Origin of the sequence: Thalassobius vesicularis (assembly GCF_004799325.1) — a bacterium.
In the GTDB taxonomy this organism is placed as follows: domain Bacteria; phylum Pseudomonadota; class Alphaproteobacteria; order Rhodobacterales; family Rhodobacteraceae; genus Thalassobius; species Thalassobius vesicularis.
Genome location: NZ_SSMD01000002.1, coordinates 175602 through 202038 on the forward strand (window position 1 = coordinate 175602; position 26437 = coordinate 202038).

At 63.5% G+C, this 26437-nt stretch carries 26 protein-coding genes; 15 read left to right on the top strand and 11 right to left on the bottom strand.

Annotated elements, in window-relative coordinates; translation table 11 throughout:
- The first annotated feature begins 84 nt into the window (after nucleotides 1–84).
- On the top strand, nucleotides 85–1728 hold the full coding sequence (locus tag E7681_RS04585; protein ID WP_136338100.1) for a CTP synthase: 1644 nt from the start codon (nucleotides 85–87) through the stop codon (nucleotides 1726–1728).
- Nucleotides 1729–1789: 61 nt separating this feature from the next.
- Here the strand turns inward: E7681_RS04585 and E7681_RS04590 are convergent, their stop codons facing one another.
- On the bottom strand, nucleotides 1790–2308 hold the full coding sequence (locus E7681_RS04590; RefSeq protein ID WP_136338101.1) for a hypothetical protein: 519 nt from the start codon (nucleotides 2306–2308) through the stop codon (nucleotides 1790–1792).
- Nucleotides 2309–2498: 190 nt separating this feature from the next.
- On the opposite strand from E7681_RS04590, the gene E7681_RS04595 reads away from it, so the two are divergent.
- The 12 genes from E7681_RS04595 (at nucleotide 2499) to E7681_RS04650 (ending at nucleotide 14277) form a co-directional block, all read left to right on the top strand.
- Nucleotides 2499–2951, top strand: coding sequence for a tellurite resistance TerB family protein (locus E7681_RS04595; protein WP_136338102.1), 453 nt, complete (start codon nucleotides 2499–2501; stop codon nucleotides 2949–2951).
- Between the two features lie 39 nt (nucleotides 2952–2990).
- Entirely contained in the window at nucleotides 2991–3431 is a 441-nt protein-coding gene (locus tag E7681_RS04600; protein WP_136338103.1) for a tellurite resistance TerB family protein, read from the top strand.
- Nucleotides 3432–3592: 161 nt separating this feature from the next.
- Nucleotides 3593–4369 (top strand): ABC transporter ATP-binding protein, encoded by a 777-nt coding sequence (locus E7681_RS04605; protein WP_136338104.1) that lies wholly within the window; start codon nucleotides 3593–3595, stop codon nucleotides 4367–4369.
- 42 nt (nucleotides 4370–4411) lie between these two features.
- The gene (locus E7681_RS04610) at nucleotides 4412–5125 is read left to right on the top strand and encodes a transporter substrate-binding domain-containing protein (protein ID WP_136338105.1); all 714 of its coding nucleotides are present in this window, start codon (nucleotides 4412–4414) and stop codon (nucleotides 5123–5125) included.
- Between the two features lie 58 nt (nucleotides 5126–5183).
- Nucleotides 5184–6068 (top strand): ABC transporter permease, encoded by an 885-nt coding sequence (locus E7681_RS04615; protein WP_136338106.1) that lies wholly within the window; start codon nucleotides 5184–5186, stop codon nucleotides 6066–6068.
- The gene (locus E7681_RS04620) at nucleotides 6065–6871 is read left to right on the top strand and encodes an ABC transporter permease (protein ID WP_136338107.1); all 807 of its coding nucleotides are present in this window, start codon (nucleotides 6065–6067) and stop codon (nucleotides 6869–6871) included. Before E7681_RS04615 ends, E7681_RS04620 begins: the two co-directional genes overlap by 4 nt.
- A 190-nt stretch (nucleotides 6872–7061) precedes the next feature.
- On the top strand, nucleotides 7062–8396 hold the full coding sequence (locus E7681_RS04625) for a glutamine synthetase family protein (protein WP_136338453.1): 1335 nt from the start codon (nucleotides 7062–7064) through the stop codon (nucleotides 8394–8396).
- Nucleotides 8397–8482: 86 nt separating this feature from the next.
- Complete coding sequence (locus E7681_RS04630; RefSeq protein WP_136338108.1) at nucleotides 8483–9163, top strand: type 1 glutamine amidotransferase; 681 nt, start codon at nucleotides 8483–8485, stop codon at nucleotides 9161–9163.
- On the top strand, nucleotides 9160–10518 hold the full coding sequence (locus E7681_RS04635; RefSeq protein WP_136338109.1) for a glutamine synthetase family protein: 1359 nt from the start codon (nucleotides 9160–9162) through the stop codon (nucleotides 10516–10518). Before E7681_RS04630 ends, E7681_RS04635 begins: the two co-directional genes overlap by 4 nt.
- Nucleotides 10519–10652: 134 nt before the next feature.
- Entirely contained in the window at nucleotides 10653–11957 is a 1305-nt protein-coding gene (locus E7681_RS04640; protein WP_136338110.1) for an NAD(P)/FAD-dependent oxidoreductase, read from the top strand.
- 142 nt (nucleotides 11958–12099) lie between these two features.
- Entirely contained in the window at nucleotides 12100–13314 is a 1215-nt protein-coding gene (locus E7681_RS04645; RefSeq protein ID WP_136338111.1) for a DegT/DnrJ/EryC1/StrS family aminotransferase, read from the top strand.
- Between the two features lie 57 nt (nucleotides 13315–13371).
- The gene (locus E7681_RS04650; protein WP_136338112.1) at nucleotides 13372–14277 is read left to right on the top strand and encodes an aminotransferase class IV; all 906 of its coding nucleotides are present in this window, start codon (nucleotides 13372–13374) and stop codon (nucleotides 14275–14277) included.
- Here the strand turns inward: E7681_RS04650 and E7681_RS04655 are convergent.
- The 4 genes from E7681_RS04655 to E7681_RS04670 all read right to left on the bottom strand — a co-directional run bounded on the left by E7681_RS04655 (nucleotide 14265) and on the right by E7681_RS04670 (nucleotide 18291).
- Nucleotides 14265–15230 (bottom strand): LysR family transcriptional regulator, encoded by a 966-nt coding sequence (locus E7681_RS04655; RefSeq protein ID WP_136338113.1) that lies wholly within the window; start codon nucleotides 15228–15230, stop codon nucleotides 14265–14267. The genes E7681_RS04650 and E7681_RS04655 overlap by 13 nt on opposite strands.
- 5 nt (nucleotides 15231–15235) lie before the next feature.
- Nucleotides 15236–15787: a polyhydroxyalkanoate synthesis repressor PhaR gene (phaR, locus tag E7681_RS04660; RefSeq protein WP_136338114.1), complete on the bottom strand. Its 552-nt coding sequence runs from the start codon at nucleotides 15785–15787 to the stop codon at nucleotides 15236–15238.
- 133 nt (nucleotides 15788–15920) lie between these two features.
- A complete protein-coding gene (locus E7681_RS04665; RefSeq protein WP_136338115.1) occupies nucleotides 15921–16367 on the bottom strand; it encodes a phasin, PhaP in 447 nt (148 codons plus the stop codon).
- A gap of 133 nt (nucleotides 16368–16500) precedes the next feature.
- The gene (locus tag E7681_RS04670) at nucleotides 16501–18291 is read right to left on the bottom strand and encodes a PHA/PHB synthase family protein (protein ID WP_136338116.1); all 1791 of its coding nucleotides are present in this window, start codon (nucleotides 18289–18291) and stop codon (nucleotides 16501–16503) included.
- A 126-nt stretch (nucleotides 18292–18417) separates the two neighbouring features.
- On the opposite strand from E7681_RS04670, the gene phaZ reads away from it, so the two are divergent.
- Nucleotides 18418–19722 carry a polyhydroxyalkanoate depolymerase gene (gene phaZ, locus E7681_RS04675; RefSeq protein ID WP_136338117.1) on the top strand — a complete coding sequence of 435 codons (1305 nt, stop codon included), beginning with the start codon at nucleotides 18418–18420 and terminating at the stop codon, nucleotides 19720–19722.
- A gap of 54 nt (nucleotides 19723–19776) precedes the next feature.
- Here phaZ and E7681_RS04680 read toward each other — a convergent pair whose 3' ends face one another.
- Genes E7681_RS04680 through E7681_RS04700 form a run of 5 tightly spaced genes read right to left on the bottom strand, consistent with a single transcriptional unit; the run spans nucleotide 19777 to nucleotide 22959 of the window.
- Nucleotides 19777–20010: a hypothetical protein gene (locus E7681_RS04680; RefSeq protein ID WP_246032404.1), complete on the bottom strand. Its 234-nt coding sequence runs from the start codon at nucleotides 20008–20010 to the stop codon at nucleotides 19777–19779.
- Nucleotides 20007–20720, bottom strand: coding sequence for an alpha/beta fold hydrolase (locus E7681_RS04685; protein ID WP_136338118.1), 714 nt, complete (start codon nucleotides 20718–20720; stop codon nucleotides 20007–20009). Before E7681_RS04685 ends, E7681_RS04680 begins: the two co-directional genes overlap by 4 nt.
- 57 nt (nucleotides 20721–20777) lie before the next feature.
- On the bottom strand, nucleotides 20778–21215 hold the full coding sequence (locus E7681_RS04690; RefSeq protein WP_136338455.1) for a VOC family protein: 438 nt from the start codon (nucleotides 21213–21215) through the stop codon (nucleotides 20778–20780).
- A complete protein-coding gene (locus tag E7681_RS04695) occupies nucleotides 21215–22207 on the bottom strand; it encodes an alpha/beta hydrolase (protein WP_136338119.1) in 993 nt (330 codons plus the stop codon). The genes E7681_RS04690 and E7681_RS04695 overlap by 1 nt, the downstream gene beginning before the upstream one ends.
- Nucleotides 22204–22959: an alpha/beta hydrolase gene (locus tag E7681_RS04700; RefSeq protein ID WP_136338120.1), complete on the bottom strand. Its 756-nt coding sequence runs from the start codon at nucleotides 22957–22959 to the stop codon at nucleotides 22204–22206. Before E7681_RS04700 ends, E7681_RS04695 begins: the two co-directional genes overlap by 4 nt.
- A gap of 212 nt (nucleotides 22960–23171) precedes the next feature.
- Between E7681_RS04700 and thrS the strand changes: the two genes are divergently transcribed.
- The gene (gene thrS, locus E7681_RS04705; RefSeq protein WP_136338121.1) at nucleotides 23172–25118 is read left to right on the top strand and encodes a threonine--tRNA ligase; all 1947 of its coding nucleotides are present in this window, start codon (nucleotides 23172–23174) and stop codon (nucleotides 25116–25118) included.
- Here the strand turns inward: thrS and E7681_RS04710 are convergent.
- Complete coding sequence (locus E7681_RS04710) at nucleotides 25078–26226, bottom strand: acyltransferase family protein (RefSeq protein WP_136338122.1); 1149 nt, start codon at nucleotides 26224–26226, stop codon at nucleotides 25078–25080. The two genes, thrS and E7681_RS04710, sit on opposite strands and share 41 nt — an antisense overlap.
- Between the last annotated feature and the right edge of the window lie 211 nt (nucleotides 26227–26437).

Consider the following 26437-nt stretch of genomic DNA (forward strand, 5'->3'; position numbering starts at 1 on the left):
TGAGTCCCGTGGAGCTGCGGTTTTCAAAACCGTTGGGGCCGAGCATTTGGCAGAGATGCCGGACAAAACACGGGAGACGCCGGAATGGCTCGATATATCTTCATCACGGGTGGTGTTGTGTCCTCGCTGGGCAAGGGTTTGGCCTCGGCAGCGCTGGGGGCTTTGTTGCAGGCACGCGGGTTCTCGGTGCGGCTGCGCAAGCTGGACCCCTACCTGAACGTGGACCCCGGCACGATGAGCCCGTTCGAGCATGGCGAAGTGTTCGTCACGGACGACGGCGCGGAAACCGACCTGGACCTGGGCCACTACGAACGCTTCACCGGGGTGCCGGCGCGCAAGACCGACTCGGTCAGCTCGGGGCGAATCTATTCCAACGTGCTGGAGCGCGAACGCCGCGGCGATTACCTGGGCAAAACGATCCAGGTGGTTCCGCACGTCACCAACGAGATCAAGGATTTCCTGTCGATCGGCGATGACGAGGTCGATTTCATGCTGTGTGAAATCGGCGGCACGGTCGGCGACATCGAGGGGCTGCCCTTCTTTGAGGCGATCCGCCAGTTCAGCCACGACAAGCCGCGCGGGCAGTGCATCTTTATGCACCTGACGCTGCTGCCCTATCTGGCGGCGAGCGGAGAGCTGAAGACCAAGCCGACCCAGCACAGCGTGAAAGAGCTGCAATCCATCGGGATCGCGCCCGACGTGCTGGTGTGCCGGTCCGAGCACCCGATCCCCGAGAAAGAGCGCGAGAAGATCGCGCTGTTCTGCAACGTGCGCAAAGAGGCGGTGATCGCCGCTTACGACCTGAACTCGATCTACGAAGCGCCGCTGGCCTATCACCGCGAGGGGCTGGACCAGGCGGTTCTGGATGCGTTCGACATTTCGCCCGCCCCGCGCCCCGACCTGTCGAAATGGGAGGACGTGGTCGACCGCATCCACCACACCGACGGCGAGGTGAAGGTCGCGATCGTGGGCAAATACGTCCAGCTGGAGGACGCCTACAAGTCGATCAAAGAGGCGCTGACCCACGGTGGCATGGCCAACCGGGTCAAGGTCAAGGTCGAGTGGGTGGACGCCGAAATCTTCGACAACGAGGACCCGGCCCCCTATCTGGAAGGCTTCAACGCGATCCTGGTGCCCGGCGGCTTTGGCGAGCGCGGCACCGAGGGCAAGATCAAGGCGGCGGAATTCGCACGCACCCGCAAGATCCCCTATCTGGGCATCTGTCTGGGCATGCAAATGGCCGTGATCGAAGCGGCGCGGAACGCGGCCGGCATCTCGGCAGCGGGATCCGAGGAATTCGACCACGAGGCTGGCGCCAAGCGGTTCGAGCCGGTCGTCTACCACCTGAAGGAATGGGTGCAGGGCAACGCCACCGTGCAGCGCAAGGCCAACGACGCCAAGGGCGGCACGATGCGTCTGGGCGCCTATAACGCGGTTCTGGCCGAAGGGTCCAAGGTCGCGCAGGTCTACGGCGGCACCGCGATCGAGGAACGCCACCGTCACCGCTATGAGGTGGACATCAAGTACCGCGAGAAACTGGAAGCCTGCGGGCTGAGCTTCTCGGGGATGTCGCCGGACGGCCGCCTGCCGGAAATCGTGGAGTGGAAAGACCACCCCTGGTTCATCGGCGTGCAATATCACCCCGAGCTGAAGTCGAAGCCCTTTGCGCCGCATCCGCTGTTCAAGGATTTCGTGCGCGCGGCGGTGGATGCCTCGCGCCTGGTCTGATCAGCGGCTCAGAAACGAAATCGGGGCCCAGCGGGCCCCGTTTTGCGTTTCAGGTTCTCGGTCAGAGCCAGATCGGCTCCATCAGCACCCGCAGGAAGGTGGGGCGCGAGTCCTTGCGCTCGGCCCGGACGATGGTCAGCGGGCCATTGTCTGAAATCGCGGCGAATTTCGCCTCGTCGAACACCCAGCGGCCGACACGGCCCTGCGTGCGGTCCAGCCTTTGCCGGGCGATCCAGTCCTCGGCCTGAGCGCGGACGGGGGCCAGGCCGACCTCGTGATCCGGCAGGTAGAAACCGCACTGAATCTTGCGGTGCAGGCAGTCCAGCATCGCGCAGCGCGCGCTGTCCTGCAGCGGCACGTCGTCCTTGGCCATGTGGTTGAAATCCTGCGGCCGGCCGTTCAGGAAAACCTGCACGGCGGTGGCCAGATCCAGCCCGACCTTTGACATCAGGCGCCCCAGCACGCGCATGTCGCCGGTATCCCAATCGAAAGCAATCGCAGCGTCTGCCGCCGCGCGAGTCGGATCGCTTGGCGTCTCCGCCGTCAGCCCGTCCCACTCTTTCGAAACAATCCGGTTCATCGCCGAACTCCTGCTGGTTTTCGCCCCTACCCTTTAGGTTGTATTAACCATTGTGGGAATTTTTGCGGACGAATTGTGACAGGTCTGAGGCAATCGCACTGTCGCCGCATTGCCACAAAATCTGCGCGCATCACCGGCGAAGCGCGTCTTTTCCTTTTGCGAGAATCGCAAGCGCGCGTAGCGTTGGCATATGTTCGCGCACCTGTTCCGTCACTTCAAAGGCAACAAACCCAAGGACTTACCCGAGCCAGACGAGAAACTGGCCCTGGGTGCGCTTTTGGTGCGAGTGGCCAAGTCCGACCACAACTACAACGTCAGAGAGATCCGCCGGATCGACCGGATTTTTCAGCAATTGTTCGGACTGAACGTGGTGGCTGCGGCAAAAATGCGCGCCACCTGCGAACGGCTGGAGGAACACGCGCCGCATATGGATGTGTTCTCGGAAATGATCCGCGAGGGCGTGGATTTCGACGAACGGCTGGGTGCACTGGAGGCGATGTGGCAGGTCGCGCTGGCCGATGGCGCCGAACGCCCCGAGGAACTGGCCGTGGTCGACCGCGCCAAGCACGCCCTGGGCCTGTCCGAGGCCGACAACGCGCTGGCCCGCGCCAGTGCGGTGCGCCAACTGGACGAACAGGGATAAGCCATTGGCGCGCCGACCCAAAGCGCCTATATGCCAGACATGTTTGCAGATTTCCTGAAGCGGCTGGTTCAGCCCGGCCCCGCCCCCCTGCCCGACACCGACGCGCGCCTGGCGCTGACGGCGCTGTTGGTGCGGGTTGCGCGCTCGGACGGGCATTTCGATGCCGAGGAACGCGCGCGCATCCTGAAGATCGTCACCCGCCGCTATGGCCTGTCGCCCGAGGGTGCCGAACAGCTGCTGGCCGACGCCGCCCAGCTGGAGACAGAGGCCCCCGACACCGTGCGCTTCACCCGCGCGATCAAGGATGCCGTCGCGCATGACGACCGCATCGCCGTCATCGAGGCGCTGTGGGCCGTGGTACTGGCCGATGGCAGCCGCGACGACGCCGAGGACGCGCTGCTGCGGCTGGTCTCGAACCTGCTGGGGATCAACGACCGCGACAGCGCGATGGCCCGCCAGCGGGTGGAAAATCAACCCTGAGCGTACAAGCCTGACTGGCAAAACCTACGGCAATGTGACGTTGACGGCGGGTAAACTGTGTCGATTCCGTCCGCATTTCGGCGCTTTGTACGTTGCGTGACGTCGATTTTTCCGCCCTACTACCGGACTCAGAACAACAACAAAAAAGACCGGGGTCGGACGTGTCCGCAAATGAACCAGTCATCCAGATTCGGGGACTACACAAAGCCTATGGCTCGCTCGAAGTGCTCAAGGGTGTCGATATTACCGCGCATCGCGGCGATGTCGTCTCGTTGATCGGCTCTTCGGGGTCGGGGAAATCCACCATCCTGCGCTGCGCCAACCTGCTGGAAGACAGCCAGCAGGGCGACATCCTGTTCGACGGCGAGCCGGTGAAATGGAAAGGCAACGGCCACCATCGCCAGCCCGCCGACGCCAAGCAGGTACTGCGCATCCGCACCAACCTGTCGATGGTGTTCCAGCAGTTCAACCTGTGGGCCCACCTGACCATCCTGCAAAACGTGATGGAGGCGCCGGTGACGGTGCTGGGCCGCGACAAGGCCGAGGTGGAAACCGCCGCGCGCGCCTATCTGGACAAGGTCGGCATCGGCGACAAATGCGACGTCTACCCGGCGCAGCTGTCGGGCGGGCAACAGCAGCGGGCCGCGATCGCGCGCGCGCTGTGCATGGAGCCTCAGGCGATTCTGTTCGACGAACCCACCAGTGCGCTGGATCCCGAGCTGGAGCAAGAAGTGGTCAAGGTCATCAAGGACCTGGCCGCCGAAGGGCGCACCATGCTGATCGTGACTCATGACATGAAAATGGCGCATGATGTCAGCGATCACGTCGTTTTCCTGCATCAGGGCCGCATCGAAGAAGAAGGCGCGCCCGATCAGCTGTTCGGCAATCCGCAGACCGAACGGCTGCAACAATTCCTGTCGGTCACCTCGCACCTGTAAGGGGCGACGACGGGCGATAACTCAACTCAACGGGAGCAAACCATGAAGAAACTGATCCTCACGACCGCCGTGCTGGCCCTGACCGCAGGCATGGGCCTGGCGGAAACCATCCGCATGGGCACCGAGGGCGCCTACCCTCCGTACAACTTTGTCAACGACAAGGGCGAAGTGGACGGGTTCGAGCGCGAGCTGGGCGACGAGCTGTGCAAACGCGCCGAACTGACCTGTGAATGGGTCACCAACGACTGGGATTCGATCATCCCGAACCTGGTGTCGGGCAACTACGACACCATCATCGCGGGCATGTCGATCACCGACGAGCGCAAGGAAAAGATCGACTTCACCCAGAACTACACCCAGCCCGATCCCTCGGCCTATGCCGCGCTGAGCACCGATGTGGACCTGGCAAACGGCGTCGTCGCGGCGCAGGCCAACACCATCCAGGCGTCCTTTGTGGCCGCGCAGGGCTGGAAGCTGGTCGAATTCGCAACGGCTGACGAAGCAATGGCCGCAGTTCTGAACGGCGAAGCCGATGCCGTTCTGGCCGACAAGGCCAGCCTGAAGGACATGGTCGGCTCGAACGACAAGCTGATGTTCCTGGACCGCGAAGAGCTGATCGGCGGCGGTGTCGGCATGGGCATCCGCAAGTCCGACTCGGCGCTGCGCGACAAGTTCGACGCCGCGATCCAGTCGATGAAGGATGACGGCAGCCTGAACGCGCTGATCGCCAAGTGGGAAATCGGCGAGGCATTCTAAGCCATCCCCTGAAACCGGCGGGGGCGTGATGCGCCCCTGCCCCATCCGGATCTGACCGATGTTCCCCTATTGCACCGACCCCTCGACGCTGGAAGGGCTGACTTGGCTCAGCTGCTACCTGACGACGACCAAGCACATGATGCTGTTCTATTCGCTTGGGACGGTGCTGTTGCTGCTGGCGATCACCGCGCCGGTCGCGCTGTCCTTTGGCTTTGCCGGGGCGATGGCGGCCAAGTCGCATATCGCGCCGCTCAGCTGGGTGGGCAAGCTGTACATCGCCATCGTGCGCGGGGTGCCGGACATCGCGTTCTTCCTGTTCTTCGTGATCGCGCTGGACCAGGGATTCGAGTGGCTGCGCCACCAGATCAAATGCCCCGACTGGGATCAGCCGATCCGTCAGGGCAACGATTTCGTCGTCTGCGCGGCCGCGAAACTGCCGCTGAACGACGCGCCGCAATGGGTGCATGAGGTCTATGGCTTCAGCCTGGCGGTTCTGACCTTCTCGATCGTGTTCGGCGCCTTTGCGGCCAACGTGCTGTACGGCGCGATGCGGGCCGTCCCCCATGCGCAGATGGAAACCGCCTATGCCTATGGCATGACCCGCAGGCAGGCGTTCTGGCGGGTGCTGGTGCCGCAGATGTGGGTCTATGCCCTGCCCGGCCTGTCGAACCTGTGGATGGTGCTGATCAAGGCCACGCCGCTGCTGTTCCTGCTGGGGGTCGAGGACATCGTGTATTGGGCGCGCGAGCTTGGTGCCTCGAAAACCCCGCGCTACACCGATTACCCGCATCCCGACTGGCGGCTGTGGTACTTCCTGGGGCTGCTGGTGTTCTACCTGAGCTTCACCCGTGTTTCCGAGATCGTGCTGGAACGCATCATGCGCCGCCTGTCGCACGGACAAGCCACCGCCGCAGGCGAAGCGATGCGGAGGGCCGAAGCATGAGCTGCCTTCAGATCATCCAGGATTACGGCCTGCGCTCGCTTGGGATTGGCGAGCGGCTGCTGCCCAAGACCGATTTCACCCTGTGCCACCAGTTCACGCTGATCGGCTCGGGCATGTTGTGGAACATCTATTTCGGCATCGTGGCCCTGATCGCCGGGTTCTTTCTGGCGACCGCGCTGGCGATGGGCAAGAACGCGACCAACCCGGTGATCCGCAAGCCTGCGGAATGGTTCATCTTCGTGTTCCGCGGCTCGCCGTTGTTCATCCAGTTCTTCTTTGGCTACTTCCTGTTCCTGTCGCTGAAGAAACTGGTGCCCGCCTTTGCCCCCTTCACCGATGCGTGGATCGGCGCGCTGGTGGTGCTGTTCTTCAACACCGCCGCTTACTCGGGTGAGATCTTTTACGGCGCGCTGCGCACCGTCCCCAAGGGCGAAAGCGAGGCCGCCGATGCCTATGGATTCAGCGGCTGGAAGAAGTTCCGCCGCATCACCTGGCCGACCACGCTGCGACTGGCCTGGCCCGCCTACACGAACGAGGCGATCTTTCTGTTCCACGCGACCACGCTGGTGTTCTTCTCGGGCTTCCCGGCCTGGCGGCAACAGGGCGACGCGCTGTATTACGCCAGCTATTTCGCAGAAAAGACGTTCAACCCGTTCATCCCCTACCCGATTCTGGCGGGCTACTTCATCCTGCTGACGCTGATCGTCATCACCGTCTTCGGGTTGATCAACAAACGCCTGAACCGTCACCTTCCGCAAGAATACCGTCGCAAAATTCGCTTGCGTCCTCGACTGATCCGGTAGTACAAAATATTTGATCAAATTGCACGGACGCCGGTAGGATAACTAAGAATGGGGTAACTTACAGCCACTGTCCGCTGCCGAAAATTTGATCATAACAAAAGCAAAAGGGACCAAGGGCATGGCCCCGGCACGTATGTGACGCAAGTTTTTCTTGCGTCTGGCCTGCAGGGACGGCCTCATCTGTGAGATGATGAAGAACTGGCTGAGAAAGCACCCCGAGGTGCGAACAATTCGTGTGGCCGCGGCGGATCTGAACGGACAACCGCGCGGCAAACGCGTCCCCACCCGCTTTGCGGATAAGGTGGTCGAGGACGGCACACGCTTCCCGCTTTCCGTGTTGAACCTGGACATCTGGGGCGAAGATATCGACGACAGCCCGCTGATTTTCGACAGCGGCGATGCTGACGGCGTGCTGCGCCCGACCGAGCGGGGCTTCATGCCCATGCCCTGGCTGGAGGCGCCGACCGCGCTGCTGCCGATCTGGATGTACCGCGAGGACGGCCGCCCCTATGACGGCGATCCGCGCCACGCGCTGCGCGCCATCGTGGAACGGTTCAAGGATCTGGGCCTGACCCCGGTCGTGGCGATGGAGATGGAGTTCTTCCTGATCGACGATTCGGGCCGCGACCTGCGCATCCCGATCAGCCCGCGATCCGGCAAGCGCCGGAAGGCAGCGGAAACCATGTCGATCCGCGCGCTGGACAGTTTCGACACGTTCTTTACCGACCTCTACGACGCGTGCGAGGAGATGGACATCCCCGCCGACACCGCGATTTCCGAGGCCGGTCTGGGCCAGTTCGAGATCAACCTGATGCATTGCGACGACGCCCTGCGCGCCGCCGACGACGCTTGGCTGTTCAAGATGCTGGTCAAGGGTCTGGCGCGCAAACACGGGTTTGCGGCGTCCTTCATGGCCAAGCCGTACGAGGATTACGCGGGCTCGGGTCTGCACACGCATTTCTCGCTGATCGACAAGAACGGCAACAACGTGTTCGACGATGGCACGCCGCAGGGATCGAAGCTGCTGCACCAGGCGATCGCGGGCTGCATCCACGCGATGCACGACAGCGCGCTGATCTTTGCGCCGCATTCGAACAGCTATGACCGGATGGTGCCGGGCGCGCACGCGCCGACGGGGATCTGCTGGGCGTATGAAAACCGGACCTCGGCGATCCGCGTGCCCTCGGGCAGCCCCAAGGCACGGCGGATGGAACATCGCGTGGCCGGCGGCGACGTGAACCCCTACCTGCTGCTGACGGCAATCCTGGGCGCGGCCCTGATCGGCATCGAGGACCGGCTGGACCCGCCCGAACCGATCACCGGCAACGCCTATGCGCTGGACCTGCCGCAGATCCCGGACAACTGGGAAAAGGCGATCAGCGCCTTCGAAAACAGCGACATCGTCAAGCGCATCTTCAGCGCCGACCTGGTCCGCAACTTCGTGCTGACCAAGCGGCAAGAGATGTTCTACATGAACGAACTGACCCCTGAAGAGCAGGTCGAGATCTACCTCGATACCGTCTGACGGAATGGGGGCCGCGGGCGGCGGCCTCCCCTTGTTCCGCTGGATGGGCGGGACTAGGTTTATAGCCATCAACCAACTGGTGATTTATGAAAATCGGCATTCTGCAAACCGGCTATGCGCCTGATCCCGTGGTGGAAACCTCGGGGGATTATCCGGCGATGTTCGCCCGCCTGCTGGACGGGCACGGGTTCGACTTCCAGACATGGGAGGTGGTGGACAACCAGTTCCCCGACGGCCCGGACGATGCCGATGCCTGGCTGATCACCGGATCGCGCCACGGCGTCTACGAAGACCACGCCTGGCTGCCCCCACTGGAGGCGTTGATCCGTCAGATCCGCGATAGCGGCAAGCCGATGGTCGGCGTGTGCTTTGGCCACCAGATCATCGCGCAGGCCCTGGGCGGTAAGGTCGAGAAGTTCCAGGGCGGCTGGGCGACCGGCCGTCAGACCTATGACATGGGCGGCGCGCCGGTGCAGCTGAACGCGTGGCACCAGGACCAGGTCGTGCAGCGGCCCGAGGGCGCGCGGGTTCTGGCCTCGAACGACTTTTGCGAAAACGCCATGCTGGCCTATGGCGACAACATCCTGACGATCCAGCCCCACCCCGAATTCACCGCGACGGTGATCGGCGGCCTGCTGGATTACCGCGCCAAGGGCGTCGTCCCCGACGATCTGATCGCCCGCGCAACCGAAAACCTGACACAACCCGTGGACAACGCGGCCCTTGGCCAGAAGATGGCGGCGGTCCTGAAGGGGGAAAAGATATGAGTGACTGGATCAGTACCCTACCCGAAATCACCCAGACCTTTCTGGCGGACCGCCGCTTGGACGAGGTCGAATGCATCGTCGCCGACCTGCCGGGCATCGCGCGCGGCAAGGCCGTGCCGGCCGGCAAGTTTGAAAAGCAGGCGTATTTCCACCTGCCGGACTCGATCTTCTATCAGACGATCACCGGCGACTGGGGCGAAGCGGCTGGCGACGAGGGGTTCATCGAGCGGGACATGATCCTGCGCCCCGACATGACCACCGCAATTGCCGCGCCCTGGACGGGCGACACGACGCTGCAGGTCATTCACGACGCGTTCGACCGCAAAGGCCGGCCGATCCCCTACTCGCCGCGCAACGTGCTGAAGCGGGTGGTCGAGCTGTACAACAAGCAAGGCTGGCAGCCGGTCGTGGCCCCCGAGATGGAGTTCTACCTGGTCGCCCGCAACCTGGACCCGGCCAAGAGCATCGAGCCGATGATGGGCCGCTCGGGCCGTCCGGCCGCGGCGCGTCAGGCCTACTCGATGTCGGCAGTGGACGAGTTCGGCCCCGTGATCGACGACATCTATGACTTCGCCGAAGCCATGGGTCTGGAAATCGACGGCATCACCCAGGAAGGCGGCGCCGGTCAGCTGGAGATCAACCTGCAACACGGCGACCCGGTGCGGCTGGCGGACGAGGTGTTCTACTTCAAACGCCTGATCCGCGAGGCGGCGCTGCGGCACAACTGTTTCGCCACATTCATGGCCAAACCGATCGCGGACGAGCCGGGGAGTGCCATGCACATCCACCACTCGGTGATCGACATGGAGGACGGCACCAACCTGTTCTCGGGCCCGCAGGGCGGTGAGACGGACGCGTTCTTCCACTTCATTGGGGGTTTGCAGAACCACCTGCCCTCGGCCATCGCGGTGCTGGCGCCCTATGTGAACTCGTACCGCCGCTACGTGCGCGACCACGCGGCGCCGATCAACCTGGCCTGGGGTCGGGATAACCGCACGACGGGTATCCGCGTACCGCTGTCCGGCCCGCAATCGCGCCGGGTCGAGAACCGTCTGGCCGGCATGGATTGCAACCCCTACCTAGGCATCGCGGCCTCGCTGGCCTGCGGATATCTGGGCCTGATGGAAGAAAAACGCGCAGGCCCCAGCTTCAAGGGCGATGCCTATGAGGGCGAGGAGGATATCCCCCGCGTGATGGGCGACGCGCTGGACCAGTTCGAGGAAGCGACCAAGCTGCACGAGATACTGCACCCGGATTTCGCGCGGGTATACTCGATCGTGAAACGCTCGGAATACGAGGAATTCCTGCAGGTGATCAGCCCGTGGGAGCGTGAGCACCTGTTGCTGAACGTATAAGGCGGTGCCGTCCGGACAAGCCGGACGGCGCAGGTTTTGCGCGCCGTAGGCGCGCGGGGTCAGGGGCTGTCTGCCCCTCTTGGCCTATGGCCAATTCACCCCGAGGATATTTGGAAAAAGAAGAAGGGGGCACTGTGGACCTGCTCTATTCCAATGACGTGCGGGGGGAATACCCCGAAAGCTGGTATGCGGCGACGGCGGATTTTCTGGCGCCGTTTCCGATACTTAAAGGGGCGGAGCGGGCAGATGTCTGCGTGGTGGGCGCCGGCTATACCGGGCTGTCGGCGGCGCTGCACCTGGCGGAGGCCGGGTTCGACGTGGTGTTGCTGGAGGCGCATCGCGTGGGCTTTGGCGCCTCGGGGCGCAATGGCGGGCAGTTGGGCAGCGGCCAGAGGCAGGATCAGGAGAGCCTGGAGAAGATCGTTGGGCTTGATCATGCGCGGCGGCTGTGGGATCTGGGCGAAGAGGCGAAGGATCTGGTCAAGGGGTTGATTTCAAAGCATGAAATTAACTGCCACTTGCGGCCGGGTATTGCCTGGACCGGGTTCAGCGCGGGCGAGGTACGCGATCTGCACGGCTATGTCGAGCATATGCAGCGCGACTACGGTTATGACCATCTGAGCGCGCTGAGTGAGGAAGAGTGCGCGGAGATTTGCCCCTCGCCGGCCTATAAGGGCGGGCTGCTGGATATGGGCGCGGCGCACCTGCATCCGCTGAACCTGGCGCTGGGTCTGGCGCGGGCCGCACAGAAAGCGGGCGTGCGGATTTTTGAAAATACCCATGTGCATCAAGTGGTTGAGGGTGCCCCCAACACGGTGCGGACGGATCAGGGCCATGTGCAGGCCAACCATGTGATCCTGGCGTGCAACGGCTATATGGGCGGGCTGAACGGCAAGGTCGCGGCGCGGGTGATGCCGATCAACAACTTCGTTGTGGCGACGGAACCCCTTGGAGACAAAGCGAAAACCGTTCTGGCGCGGGACATTGCCGTGGCGGATACAAAATTCGTCGTGAATTACTTCAAATTGTCGCATGACGGACGGCTGCTGTTTGGCGGAGGCGAGAGCTATGGCTATCGTTTCCCCAACGATATTGCCGCCAAGGTGCGCAAGCCGATGTTGGAAATTTTCCCGCATCTTCAGGATGTTAGGATCGATTACGCCTGGGGCGGAACGCTGGGAATAACGATGAAACGGCTGCCGTTGCTGGCGCGGGTGGGCAAGACGGTGATGTCGGCCTCGGGCTATTCAGGGCATGGGGTCGGCACCGCCACCCATGCCGGGATGCTGATGGCCAAGGCCATTCAAGGCGACGCCGAAGGCTTTGATATCATGGAGAAAATGCCAACGCCGGCCTTTCCGGGCGGGGCCGCGCTGCGCAGCCCTCTGCTGGTGCTGGCGATGACATGGTTCAGCTTGCGCGACCGTTTGGGCATCTGAAAAACGCCCCGTTTACATCCAGTTAACCCCGGGAATCGTAAGGTTTCCGGGGTTTTTCGTACGCTGATGTCATCGGAAATTCATTTGGCCCGCCCCGGATTTTCCTTTAACAAAACCGAAAAGACTATTCAGGAAATCCGAAATGACTTTGCCCCCCAATGTCTACGATGCCGAACCGATCCCCGAAGCCGCCCGCGCCGAGATCGAGCGCCTGCTGCAGACCGGCGACCTGTTCCGCTATACCGCGCCCGAAAACGCGCCGGTGACATTGCTGGAGAAGGAATTCGCGCAGTTCATGGGCGTGAAATATGCGCTGGCGGTGTCGTCGTGCTCGGCCGCGCTGTTCCTGTCGCTGAAGGCGCTGGGGCTGCCGCGCGGCGCGCGGGTGCTGATCCCGGCGTTCACCTTTGCGGCGGTGCCGTCCTCGATCGTGCATGCGGATTGCGAGCCGGTTCTGGCAGAGGTCGCCGACAATTATCGCCTGGATATTAACGATTTTGAAACCCGGCTGGACGATAGAATCGACGCGGTGATCATCAGCCACATGCGCGGCCATACCTCGGATATGGACGCGATCATGCGGCTGTGCGACGCCCGCGGCATTCCTGTGATCGAGGATGCGGCGCATTCTTTGGGAACCACCTGGCACGGAAGGAAAATCGGAACGCTTGGCAAGGTCGGCTGCTTCTCGTTCCAAAGCTACAAGCTGCTGAACTCGGGCGAGGGCGGCATCCTGATCACCGACGACGCGGATATCGTGGCGCGGGCGGTCATCATGTCGGGCGCATATGAGCATAACTGGAAGAAGCACCACGCCCAGACGGACGCGGATGCGCAGGCGCTGGCCGAGGCGTTTGCGCGCTGGCAAAACCAGTTGCCGCTGTACAACCTGCGTCTGAACAACCTGTCCGCCGCGCTGGTGCGCCCGCAGATCGCAGAGGTCGCGCGCCGGGTCCGCGACGGGCGGCGCAACCATGATTACGTCGCGGCCAAGCTGAACGGCTCGCCGTGGATCAACGTGCCCGAAAAGCTGGGGCCCGAAGAACGGGCGCCGGACTCGATCCAGTTCAACCTGGTGGGCATGAACGACGACGAGGTGCGCGCGTTCGAGGGGGCGGCGGCCAAGCGCGGGGTCAAGGTGCAGATCTTTGGCATCAGCACCGACAACGCGCGGGCGTTCTGGAACTGGCAGTTCATGGAGGCGATCCCCGACCTGCCGCAGACCCGCGCGATGCTGATGAAGGCCTGCGACGCCCGCCTGCCCGCGCGCCTGCAACTGCCCGAGTTGGACCTGATCGCCGAGGCGCTGATCCGCGCGGCGCAGGACGTGATGGGGAACCTGCGGGCCTACGCCTGAGCTTTACTTCGGGCGGAGGTCGCCGCAGGGTTGCTCTCAACAACAGGGAGCAAGGCGATGACGGATTTCAGTGCGGGCGCGGCCTGGGTCAAGGGGCGCGTGGTGCCGATCGGCGAGGCCAGCATCGGGGTGCTGGACTGGGGCCTGACCCATAGCGACGCGACCTATGACGTGGTGCCGGTCTGGCGCGGCGGGTTTTTCCGGCTGGACGACTACCTGGACCGGTTCATGGCCTCGATGGCGGCAGTTCGGCTGGACGTGGGTCTGGATCGCGGCCAGATCCGCGCCGCGCTGATCGAGATGGTGGCGGCCTCGGGGCTGCGGGATGCCTATGTGGCAATGGTGGCGCTGCGGGGCTCGCCGCTAATCCCGGGGACGCGCGACCCGCGCTATTGCGCCAACCATTTCATCGGCTGGTGCGTGCCCTATGTGAACATCATCCCGCCCGCGCGGATCGCCGAGGGCGTGCGCGTCTACATCCCCGACGACATCCACCGCATCCCCGAGGATTGCGTGAACCCGCGGGCCAAGAACTATCACTGGGGGGATTTCACGCAGGGGCTGTTCGCGGCCAAGGATCGCGACTGCGATACGACGCTGCTGACCGACCATGCGGGCAACGTGACCGAGGGGCCGGGCTTTAACGTGTTCGCGATTTTCGGCAACCGGGTGGTGACACCGGATCGCGGCGTGCTGGAGGGGCTGACCCGGCGCACGGTGTTGGAGATTTGCGCGGACAAGGGATACCAGATCGAGGTGCGCGCCCTGCCCTTGCACGAGCTGCTGGAGGCGGACGAGGTGTTCCTGAGCACGTCCTCGGGCGGGGTGGTGCCGGTGGCGCAGGTCAACGACACGCGCTATGGCAATGCCGCGCCGGGGCCCAAGGGGATGGCCATCCGCGAGAGCTATTTCGACTGGATGCTGCGCCCGGATCTGCGGCTGGAGGTGGTTTACGCCAACTGAAGCACGTCGCGCATGAACGGATAGGCGGCGACGGCGGGGTCCAGGATGACCTCGGCCACGATGGGTTTCAGCTGGGCGGCGAGCTGTTCGGGCATGTCCTGCAGGATGTCACGCCGGGCGGTGACGGCGATGGTGCGGGTCAGCGGCGCAAAGGGCAGCTGCACCACGTCCAGCGCCCCGGCAAAGCGGCGGCCCCGCATCAGCGCCAGCGGCGGCAGGATCGACCAACCCACCCCCTGCGCGACAAGGGCGAGGATGGCGTGATAGCTGTCCAGCTCGAACCGGTGGGGCAGATGCAGGCCCTGACGGGCCAGATGCGCGGCCAAAAGGCGGCCCATGTAATGGCGGGTGGTGACCTGCACCAGCGGTAGCGTCTGCAACTGCGCCATCAGGTCGGCGCCGGGGTCGACGCGGCCCTTGGGCAGAACGGCGACGAAGCCCTCGGTCAGGATCGGGTGCACCTCGGCCCAGTCGGCGGGGGGGCCCATTTCGGCGGCGATGATGACGTCCAGCGCGCGAGCGTCAAGCTGGTCATGCAGGTGATGGCTGGCCCCGGTTTCCAGCAGGAACTGGCTGCCCTTCAGCCGCTCGGCCAGACCGATCAGCAGGCGGGGGGTGACGTCGGCCTCGAAATCCTCGATCGCGCCAAGGCGAAAGCGGGTCAGCGCGGTCATGTCGGCCATCGCCAGCTCGGCCCGGGCCTGCGCGGCCTCGTTCAGAATGGCCGAGGCCCGGCGGCGGAACAACTCTCCGGCCGGGGTCAGCGCCATCGGGCGCGCGTTGCGATGCAGCAAGGTGGCGCCCATCGCGGTTTCGAGATTGGTCAGCTGCTGGGAAATGGCCGACGGGCTGGCGCCCAGACGCCGCGCCGCCGCCGAGATGCTGCCCTCTTCGGCGGTGGCCACGAACACTTCGACCCCCCAGAGCGTGATACGCCCCGGGCTGTCAACCATTCAGCTTATTTGCCCATCTTGGACAGTTTGGACTGCAGATCGGCCAGTTGCTTCTTGATGGCGTCCAGGTTGTCCTCGCCCTCGGCCTCTTTCGCGGGACCAGAGCTGCCCCACTGCTTGCCCAGACCGCTGGTCATCGCCTTCAGGAACGCCTCTTGCTGGGCTTGCATGGCTTCGAACCCGGGCATCTTGGCCATCGGGTTTGCCTTGCTCATGCTTTCCATCATCTTTTCCTGACCATCGCGCATCATGTCGAAATAGCTTTGCAGGAATTGCGGCACCATCGAACCGGCCGAGTTGGTGTAGGTGCGCACCAGGTCGGTCAGGATGTTCACGGGCAGGATGTTTTCGCCGCGGCTTTCGTGCTCGGCGATGATCTGAAGCAGGTACTGACGGGTCAGGTCATCGCCGGATTTCAGGTCAACGATCTGGACTTCGCGCCCTTCGCGGATGAAGCCGGCGATGTCCTCGAGCGTGACATAATCGCTGGTTTCAGTGTTGTACAAACGACGGCTGGCGTAGCGTTTGATCAGAAGCGGCTTTGTGTCCTCGGCCATGGGCGTCCTCCCGTGATGCAGCGTTGCAGCAAAAGCGTACGACACAAAAAAACAAAAAGAAAGGGCGGGCTTAATAAGCCCGCCCCACGCTACGCATCTGTTTTGGGAGGAGGTCGATGCGGCGATTGCGAAATTACTTCGCTGCGACTTTCTTGGCCGCGACGGTTGCTTCTTTTGCAGCTTTCTGCACAGCAGCCGAGGCTTCTTCGGTGATGTCTTTGCCAGCAGCCATCAGCAGCTCGACGGTTTCCATCTGAACTTTCTTCGCGATTTCTGCGAAGGCGGCCATGTTCTCGGCAGCAACTTCAGCCGATGCCGATGCGAAATCGGTCAGGGCTTTGGCGTAGTCAGCGGGCTCGGCTTTGGCTTTGGCCATGTCTGCCAGCTTGGACAGGGTGTCTTTGGTCCACTTGGCCGAGATGTCCGACGACTTTTCAGCAGCCGACAGAGCAACGCCAGCCAGCTTTTCGTTCAGGGTTGCCTGGGTTTTGAACGCGTCTTCGAAAGCTTTGGTGTCAACGGGGAACGAACCCAGGACGTCTTTCATGATCGCGGTGAAGTCTTGTGCAGCTTTTGCCATGTTCAAATTCCTTTTGGTGCGCATCCCGGGCCCACCCCGGTTTCTGTGCGTCTGAAAGGAATATGAATGCTGCGGCGCAGAAAATCAAGATTATTTTTCTGCGCCGCAGCATATTTTCAATTATGGAGGGAAATCAGCGAGTTGACCTAGGGAGAACATAGGTTCCCGGCGCTGCGCACAGCACCGGATGGCTCGAATCGCCGGGTTCGCGGGCCGGAACCATCTTGCCGGACCGCTTGGCCAGCCAGGATTCCCAGCGCGGCCACCACGAGCCTTCGTGGAACTTGGCGCCCTTCATCCATTCGTCAGGCGTGCCGGACATATCGGTGTTCGTGTAATGGCCATACTTCTTTTTCGACGGCGGATTCACGATGCCCGCAATGTGGCCGGATTCCGAGACGAGGAAGGTCTTGTTCGACGATCCCATCTTTTGCGCCCCGCGGTAGCTGTCTTTCCACGCCGCGATGTGGTCGGTCTCGCAGGCGATGAAGAAGACCGGGATGTCCACGTCGGCGATTTGCAGACGGTCGTCCATCAGCTCGATCCCGCCCTCGGCGAACTCGTTGGCCTGGCACAGCTTGCGCAGATACTGCTTGGTCATCTTGCCCGGCAGGTTGGTGCTGTCGCCGTTCCAGAACAGCAGATCAAAGGCAGGCGGTGCCTCGCCCAGCATGTAGCTGCGGATCGCCGGACCGTAGACCAGATCGTTCGAGCGCAGGAACGAGAAGGTGCGCGACATGATGAACGAGCGCAGAACGCCGTGTTCGTCGACCTCTTTCTCGATCCCGTCGATGAAGTCATCCTGCAGGAACGGGGTAAATTCGCCCTGATCCGAGAAATCCGTCAGCGCGGTAAAGAAGGTGGCCGATTTGACGGAGTTGTCGCCCTGGTGCTTCATCCATGCCAGCGTCATCGACAGCGTGGTGCCGGCGATGCAGTAGCCGATCACGTTGACCTGATCCTGGCCGGTGATCGCCTTCACCTCGCGGATGGCGGTCAGGTAGCCGTCCTGAATGTAATCCTCGAGCCCGGTATCGGCATAGGATTCATCCGGGTTCACCCAGGACACGACATAGAGGGTATAGCCCTGATCGGTGATCCACTTGATCAGGCTGTTCTCTTGCTTCAGGTCCATGATGTAGAACTTGTTGATCCACGGCGGGAAGATGATCAGCGGGGTCGCGTGCACCTCTTCGGTGGTCGGCTTGTACTGGATCAGCTCCATCATGCGGTTGCGGTAGATCACGCTGCCGGGGGTGGCCCCGATGTTTTCACCGACCTTGAAGGCGTTGACGTCGGACAGGCGCACCAAAAGCTCGCCGCCCGAGGCCTCGATGTCGGCGACAAGGTTTTCCAGGCCCTTCACCAGGGATTCGCCGTCGGTCTTGATCGCCTTTTCCAGCGCGTCGGGGTTGGTGCCCAGGAAATTGGTGGGCGACATCAGGTCGACGATCTGCTGCGTGAAATAGGTCAGGCGGCGGCGCTCGGTCTTGTCCAGATCGGGCATGTTGTCGACGGCGTTCTTCAACGCCTCGGAGTTCAGCATGTATTGCTGCTTGATGTAATTGAAATAGGGGTTGGTCTTCCACAGGGGGTTCGAGAAGCGCCGGTCGGTCGGGGTGGAATCTTCGGGCGCCTCCATGCCTTGGGCCATCGCTTGCTGGGCCTCGAGGAAGTGGCGGACAGACTTGCCCCAATACTCCATCTGGGTCTCGAACAGGCGCGCGGGGTTCTTTGCCATCTCCTGCCAATAGGAGGTGGCCGCGTTCATGAACATCTCCTGATCGGGGCCGTTCAACGTAGGGTTTGCGGCCTTCCGGCTGGACATCGCCGCAATCAATCGCTTCGAGAGTTCCTCTACCTTGGCGAGATTCGCGTTCAGGCGTTCCAAATTTTCGCCTGCGACATCCTCTTTTGTTGTCATATTAATGATTCCCCACTAGTATCGCTGCCACGCAGCATTATTTTCGGTGAACAGGTAAACCTGTCGTTCTTTTGCAGGGCAGCGCGACGGAAAGCCCCGGTGAACACCGGCAACATGGAGACCTAAATGCGCTATATGGCGACATACGACCTTATGGAAACTTTCCGTAACACGAACCAATGGTTGGGTGCCTCCGCCCTGTCCTTTGCATCCTATCCGGTTTTTTCGTGGGTGCCAAACCCTGCTTTGCAGTGGATGTCGGCTTGGGGACAGGTCACGGAACGCACCTTTGAGCGCATGGTCGCCAAGCCCGACTGGGGCATTCGCACCTTCACGTGCGAAGACGGCAAGGACCACCTGGTCAACATCGACACCGTGGTGGAACGCGCCTTCGGCAACCTGGTTCACTTCAACGTTTCGGGCCGCGAAGAACAGCCGCGCAAGATCCTGCTGGTCGCCCCGATGTCGGGCCACTACGCGACCCTGCTGCGCTCGACCGTGAAGTCGCTGCTGGTCAACTGTGAGGTGTACATCACCGACTGGCATAACGCGCGCGACATTCCCGTGTCCGAAGGCAAGTTCGACGTCGAAGACTACACGCTGTATCTTGTCGATTTCATGAAGCACCTGGGTCCGGACACCCATGTGATCGCCGTCTGCCAGCCCGCACCGCTGACGCTGGCCGCCACCGCCTACCTGGCCGAGGAAGAGCCCGCCGCGCAGCCCCGCTCGCTGACGCTGATCGGTGGTCCGATCGACCCCGACGCAACCCCCACCGACGTGACCGATTTCGGCAACCGCGTCACCATGGGCCAGCTGGAAGAGCTGATGATCCAGCGCGTTGGCTTTAAATATAAGGGCGTTGGCCGCCTGGTCTATCCGGGCCTGCTGCAGCTGTCCTCGTTCATGTCGATGAATGCCGACCGTCACTCCAAGGCGTTCTCGGACCAGATCATGCGCGTGGTGCGCGGCGAGGCGTCGGATCACGACGCGCACAACCGCTTCTACGACGAATACCTTGCCGTCATGGACATGACCGCCGAATTCTACCTGTCCACCGTCGAGCGTATCTTCAAGAACTGTGAAATCGCCAAGAACGAATTCACCGTGAAGGGCAAGAAAGTGGATATCGGCAAGATCACGACCGTCGCGGTGAAAACCGTCGAAGGCGCGAATGACGATATCTCGGCCCCCGGTCAGTGCATCGCCGCGCTGCGCCTGTGCACCGGCCTGCCGGACAGCAAGAAAGCCAGCCACCTGGAGCCGGGCGCCGGCCACTACGGCATCTTCGCTGGCAAAAGCTGGCGCGACAACATCCGCCCGCTGGTGCTGGATTTCATCGACGCCAACTCGGGCGATCCGGTCAAATCGGCGAAATCGGCCAAGCCGAAAGTCGTGGCAGACAACACCAAGACCACGGCCGCGTCGTAATCCGATCCGGTTGCTAAAGAATGACGGGCGCGAGGGGAAACCTTCGCGCCCTTTTCATTTGCCGCGCCCGGTGATCCAGCGCCACAGCGGCACCACGTCCAGCGCGGCAACGGCCAGCCCGAGGGGAATCATCCAGAACCCCAGCACCGGCAGGAATCCGAACACCCCGCCCAGAATCAGCAACAAACCGGCCAGAAGGCGCAGACCGGGGGGCAGATGGGTGCGGGTCCACAGCTGCACGCGGGCCACAAGGCGGCGCAGGCTGCCCTTTTCCCCGGCCGGTTTCACGTGCGCAGCACCAGCGGCATCCGCAGCCAGTCGCGCAGGGCGGCGTTGGTCGCGGCGGGGTTTTCCAGCGTCGGCAGGTGGCCCGCCTCGGGGATCACGGCAAGATGGGCGTAGGGAATCAGCTCGGCCATGAAGGTGTGGCGTTTGAGCGGGGTCAGCCCGTCATGTTCGCCGCACAGCACCAGCGCGGGGCATTTGCATTTGCGCAAGGTCGCCTGCTGATCGCGGCGGCGTTGCAGGGCGCGGACCTGACGGACAAAGACCTCGGGGCCCAGATCGCGGGCCATCTGCTGAAAGGCGGCCAGCACCTCGGGGCGGTGGGGACCGGGGGCCAGGAAATCGGGGCGCATCAGGTCGCGCATCACCTGATCCAGCTTGCCGGACTTGGCGCCGATGATCATCGGTTCATAGGCGGCGGCGCTGGCGGGGGTTTCGGCCAGCGCGTTGGTGTCCATCAGGGCGATACGGGTGACACGTTCGGGCGCGCGGCGCAGGATTTCCATCGCCACGATGCCGCCCATCGACAGCCCGGCCAGCGCAAATCGCTGCGGCAACAGCGGCAGGATGGACGAGGCGATCTCCTCAACCCGGTCACCTTGGGTGATGGGGGCGACGGTGACCACCTGATCGCGCGAGAGATCGGTCAGTTGCGGCCCGAACAGGCGCGCGTCGCACATCATTCCCGGAAGCAGAACCAGCGGTTCGTTCATCTCACCCACTCCTGATCACCAAACATGGCGGCACTTTTCGGCGCGGCCCCGGCATTGTCAACCGGCCCCGGGATAGCCCGCCCAACGAAACGCGCCGTCCTGCCGCAAGGGGGCGTGAGGGTTCCAGGCCAGTTCCCAGATATGGCCGTCGGGATCGGCGACATAGGCGATATGACCGCCCCAGAACACGTCATGCGGCGGTTTCAGAACGCGCGCCCCGGCCGAAACGGCGGCGTCGAACAGGGTCTGGACCTGATCGCGGCTGCGGGTGTTGCAGGCCAGCGTCATCGCGCCGGTGCCCAACTCGTCGGGAGACAGGCCCATGTCGCGGGCCAGATCGGCGCGCGGGTACAGGCCCAGTGACTGGCCCAGCAGGTCGAACACGACGATGCCGGGGGGCGTTTCGGCGCGGGTCCAGCCCATCGCGGTGTAGAAGGCCGCGGCGCGGTCCAGATCATCGACCGCGAGGGTGATGAGGCTGACGCGTTGCTCCATCATTTCAGGCCCTTGATCCAGTCCAGCACGGCGCGCGTGGCGTCGGGCGTGTTGCCCGGAGACAGCACGCGGCCGGCCAGAACGTGGTGATGTTCGTCATCGCCGGGGGGCAGTTCGGTGATGCGGTGGACGGTGACGGGGCCACCCCAGCGCAGCAGGAAATCCTCGGTCCGGGTGGCGTCGACGACCTGATCCAGAGGCGAGAAGTAGAACAGCGCGGGCAGATCGACCTGCGTGTAATCCGCCTCTCGCGCGGCCTTGACCACGGCGGCAAGGGGCATGACGGCCTCGGACGGGTAGTCGGTGGTCCAGTAGAGGCCCTGCTCGGGCGTGCGCGGGGTCCAGCTGCGGCGGGTGCCCAGCAGTTTTGGCAGGATCTGGCGCGCGGCGGGCATGGTCAGCAGCGGCGCGGCGGGGTTGTTGATGCCGAAATTCGGGGACAGAAAAGCCACCCCGGCCACGTTTTCGCGCAGATCGCGTTGTGTCAGGGACAGCGCGGCAAGGGTGCCGCCAGTCGAGTTGGACAGCACGATGACACGCTCGCCGATGCGGCGGCCGATCTCCAGCGCCTCGGCGGCGTCGCGCAGCCAGCGGTCGGCGGTGCCTTCGTTCAACGCGTCGGGATCGCTGCGGCCGTGGCCGGTGAGGCGGGTGTAGAACAGGTTCGCGCCAAGGGCGGCGGCCACGTCATCGGGCAGCGGGCGCAGCTCCTCGGCGCTGGCGGAAAAGCCGTGCAGGAAGATCACCGACAGCGGGGTTTTCTGGCCGGGTTCGCCCGCCCAGACGATACGCTTGCGCGCATGGGGCAACAGGTCGGCATAGGGCGCCTCGGACGCGGCCAGAAAGGCGGCGGGATCGTCGCCGATGCGGGCGGTGTTGAAACCGGTTTCGGGATTGACGGGCTCGTAGGGGCCATAGGCCCACATCACCGCGGCCAGCGACAACACGCCCAGCAGAAATACCCACGCAATCTGCCGGAGCGTCCGTTTCATGGCGCGATCTTTGTCAGGATTTCTTCGATGGCGGCGGTGATCAGGCCCAGCTCCTCGGGGTCCGAGAAGCGGTGATCCGCGCCCTTGACCAGCGTCAGGCGCATGTCCGGGCCGGTGGCGTGATCCAGCAGGCGCAGGGCCACGGACATATCGACATCGGCGTCATCCGTGCCTTGCAGAAAGCGCACCGGAAAGGGCAGCGGCAGCGGGCTGCGCAGAACCAGCTGGTTGCGGCCGTCCTCGATCATGCGGCGGGTGATCGGATAGGGATCACCGTATTCCGAGGGCAGCAGGGTCACGCCCTGCTCCATCACCTCGGCGCGCTGGGTGTCGGTGAAGCTGTCCCACATGCTGTCTTCGGTGAAATCGGGGGCGGCGGCGATGGTGACAAGGCCCGCCACGCGCGCGGTGATGCGCTGGGTCATCAGCAGTGAAATCCACCCGCCCATCGACGAGCCGACCAGAATCTGCGGCCCCTCGGTCAGTTCGGAGATGGCGCAGGCGGCGTCCTCGGCCCAGTGACCGATGCAGCCGTCCTCGAATTTTTCAGAGGAGTCGCCGTGTCCGGAATAGTCAAAGCGCAGGTAAGCGCGGCCGGTGCGTTCGGCCCAATCCTGAAGATAGGTCGCCTTTGTGCCGCCCATGTCCGAGTTGAAACCGCCGAGAAATACCACTCCGGGGCCGGTTCCCGCGCTTTGGTGATACGCAATACGGCGGCCATGCGGGGTGTGCAGATAATCGGGCAAGGACATGTGATCTCTGTTTACAAAATATTAACCGGACTGTGGACCATTCCGCGCGGTCGGGGCAAGGGGGCAATCGTGGCAAATCCGCTGCGTCCGCGTTTTGGCCCCTCTGCGGCGGGCGGGTGTCCTTGACTTGCGCGCAGACGCGATTCAAAAGGAGGCACACATAACCCGCAACCGGGCGTTCCGTGGGCGCCAAACTGACGAGGAGGCCGCATATGGCAGACGTCACCCTTACCTTCCCCGATGGCAATTCGCGCGTGTTCCCCGCCGGGATCACCCCGGCCGAGGTGGCCGAGGGCATCTCGAAATCGCTGGGCAAGAAAGCCATCAGCGCCAGCGTGAACGGCGCGCATTGGGATCTGCAGTGGCCGATCAATGCCGATGCGAAAATCGCCATCCACACCATGCAGGACGATGACGAGGCGCTGGAGCTGATCCGCCACGACCTGGCGCACATCATGGCGCGCGCCGTGCAGGAAATCTGGCCGGACGTGAAGGTCACGATCGGGCCGGTCCGCGATCAGGGCTGGTTCTATGACTTCGACCGCGAAGAACCGTTTACCCCCGAAGATCTGGGCCAGATCGAAGCGCGAATGAAAGAGATCATCAACGCGCGCGAGGCCGTGAAAACCGAGGTCTGGGACCGCGCCCGCGCGATCAAGCACTATGAGGACGCCGGCGAGCCCTTCAAGGTCGAGCTGATCGCCCGCATCCCCGAAGGCGAGGATCTGCGGATGTACTGGCACGGCGACTGGCAGGATCTGTGCCGCGGCCCGCACTTGCAACATACCGGCCAGGTGCCGGCGGATGCGTTCAAGCTGACCCATGTTGCGGGCGCCTACTGGCTGGGCGACAGCACCCGCCCGATGCTGCAACGCATCTACGGCGTGGCCTTCAAGAACCGCCAGGACCTGAAGGCCTGGGAAACCATGATGGAAGAAGCCGCCAAGCGCGACCACCGCAAGCTGGGCCGCGAAATGCAGCTGTTCCACATGCAAGAGGAAGCGCCGGGCCAGATCTTCTGGCACCCAAACGGCTGGCGCATCTACACCACGCTGCAGGACTACATGCGCCGCCAGCAGCAGCGCGACGGCTATGTCGAGGTGAACACCCCGCAGGTGGTGAACCGCAAGCTGTGGGAGGCCTCGGGCCACTGGGACAACTACCAGGAAAACATGTTCATCGTCGAAGTGGACGAGGATCATGCCCGCGAAAAGACCGTCAACGCGCTGAAGCCGATGAACTGCCCTTGCCACGTGCAGGTGTTCAATCAGGGCCTGAAATCCTATCGCGACCTGCCGCTGCGCATGGCCGAGTTTGGCTCGTGCAACCGGTATGAGCCCTCGGGCGCGCTGCACGGGATCATGCGGGTGCGCGGGTTCACGCAGGACGACGCGCATATCTTCTGCACCGATGCGCAGATTGAATCGGAAACCAAGAAGTTCATCCAGTTCCTGGCCATGATCTATGCCGATCTGGGATTCCACGACTGGACGATCAAACTGTCCACCCGCCCCGAAAAGCGGATCGGGTCCGAGGAAAGCTGGGACCGGGTCGAAAAGGCCCTGGGCGACGCGTGCAACGCGGCTGGCTACGAGTACGAGATCCAGGAAGGCGAAGGCGCGTTCTACGGGCCCAAGCTGGAATTCACCCTGACCGACGCCATCGGCCGTCAGTGGCAATGCGGCACGCTGCAGGTTGACCCCAACCTGCCGGACCGTCTGGACGCGAACTTCATCGGTCAGGACGGCGCAAAACACCGCCCCGTCATGCTGCACCGCGCAGTTCTGGGCAGTTTCGAGCGTTTCATCGGCATCCTGATCGAAAGCCACGCCGGCAAGCTGCCGTTCTGGCTGGCCCCGCGTCAGGTGGTCGTTGCCTCGATCGTGTCGGAAGCGGACGCATACGTGCACGAGGTGGTCGCCAAGCTGCAAGCCGCAGGCATCCGCGCCGAGGCCGACACCCGCAACGAGAAGATCAACTACAAGGTCCGCGAACACTCGCTGGGTAAGGTGCCGGTCATTCTGGCCATCGGCGCCCGCGAAGTGGAAGAGCGCACCGTGTCGATGCGGCGTCTGGGCGAAAACCGCACCAGCACCGTGGCACTGGACGAGGTGGCCGTCACGCTGGCCGCTGAATCGACCCCGCCCGATCTTCGCTAAGCTTTGGGCGACGCGGCGCTGCGATCATGGCAGCGACCGCGTCGCGCACCGGGGCATAGCCGCGCCGCCAAAGCGCGGGCAAGCCCAGCCCCAGCCGGTTGCGCGCCTCGCGCCCGGCCACGGCCAGAACCAGCAGCCCCCCCAGAAACAACGCCGCCACCGGGATACCCAGCCAATGCGGGAGCGCCTGGTAGGGCAGCAGGTTCAGCACCAGATTTCCGGCCCCGTAGATGAACAGCGTCTGGACACCGACGCGACCCAGCCAGCGCCGGACGCCACGCAGCGCCCCTGCCCGTTTCAGCACCGCCAGCCAGGCCAGCATGCCGCAGGCCGCCACGGTGCCCACGGCGAAATAACCGGGGTGATTGGTCCAGCGATGCGCCAGGAACCGGCGACCGGCCTCTAGAATGCCGTGCTGCAACTCCAGCCCGACGACGACCAGCGCCAGCCCGACCAACAGCGCCGGCAGGATGGCGCTGCGACGGCCCGTCAAAGCCTCGCCCAGGGCCATACCGAAGCCCAGAAAGGTCAGGCCGGGCAGGATGGCCGGGCCGTAGCCCTGACCAATGCCCAACAGGAAGCCCACGATATAGGGCGGTGCCTCGACCACCGGGGTGAGCACCCACCACATCCCCCAGCCGAGCGCCGCGCCGATCAGCACCAGCGTCGAGCCGTGCCGCAGCACCCCGCGCCAGAACAGCAGGATCAGGGCAAACAGCGCCGCGTAGGTCAGGAAAATCTCGCTGAACCGCCCCTGCACCAGGCATAGTGCCGCGCGCAGCCCCGTCAGGGGATCAAGGTTGCCCGATACGACCGCCCCGCCGGTCAGCAGCAGGAACAGCAGGGCCACCGTCACCAATCGCTGCGCCATGCGCCAGCGCAATGTCTGGGCCGAGCCGCCGTCGCGGGCAGAGGAGAGATAGGCGATCTCGATCATCGCGCCGAAGATGATGATGAAGGTGGGCGTCGCCAGCCGCGTGAGCGGCACCAGCACATGGACATCGGTGACGAATTGCACCTTCACATGGTCCAGCATCGCCAGAATGATGGCGACCCCGCGCAACTCATCGAGCGCGTCAAAGCGGCGTTTGGCTCCGGTTTTAGACATCCTCAAGTGCCTTTCATCCTGCGGTATGTCTAGCAGACCCGACGCCTCGCCGGGCAACGGAGACGGGTAGAACACCGTCACGGACGGATACACCGCCCCCCCGAAATGGCTGACACATCTGTCACGAAACGCTTGGCCCGCCCGCTTTGCTGCCTGACCCGCTGTAACAATCGGCGAAGACAGAGACGCCGCGCGACGGAAACCCCGCTTT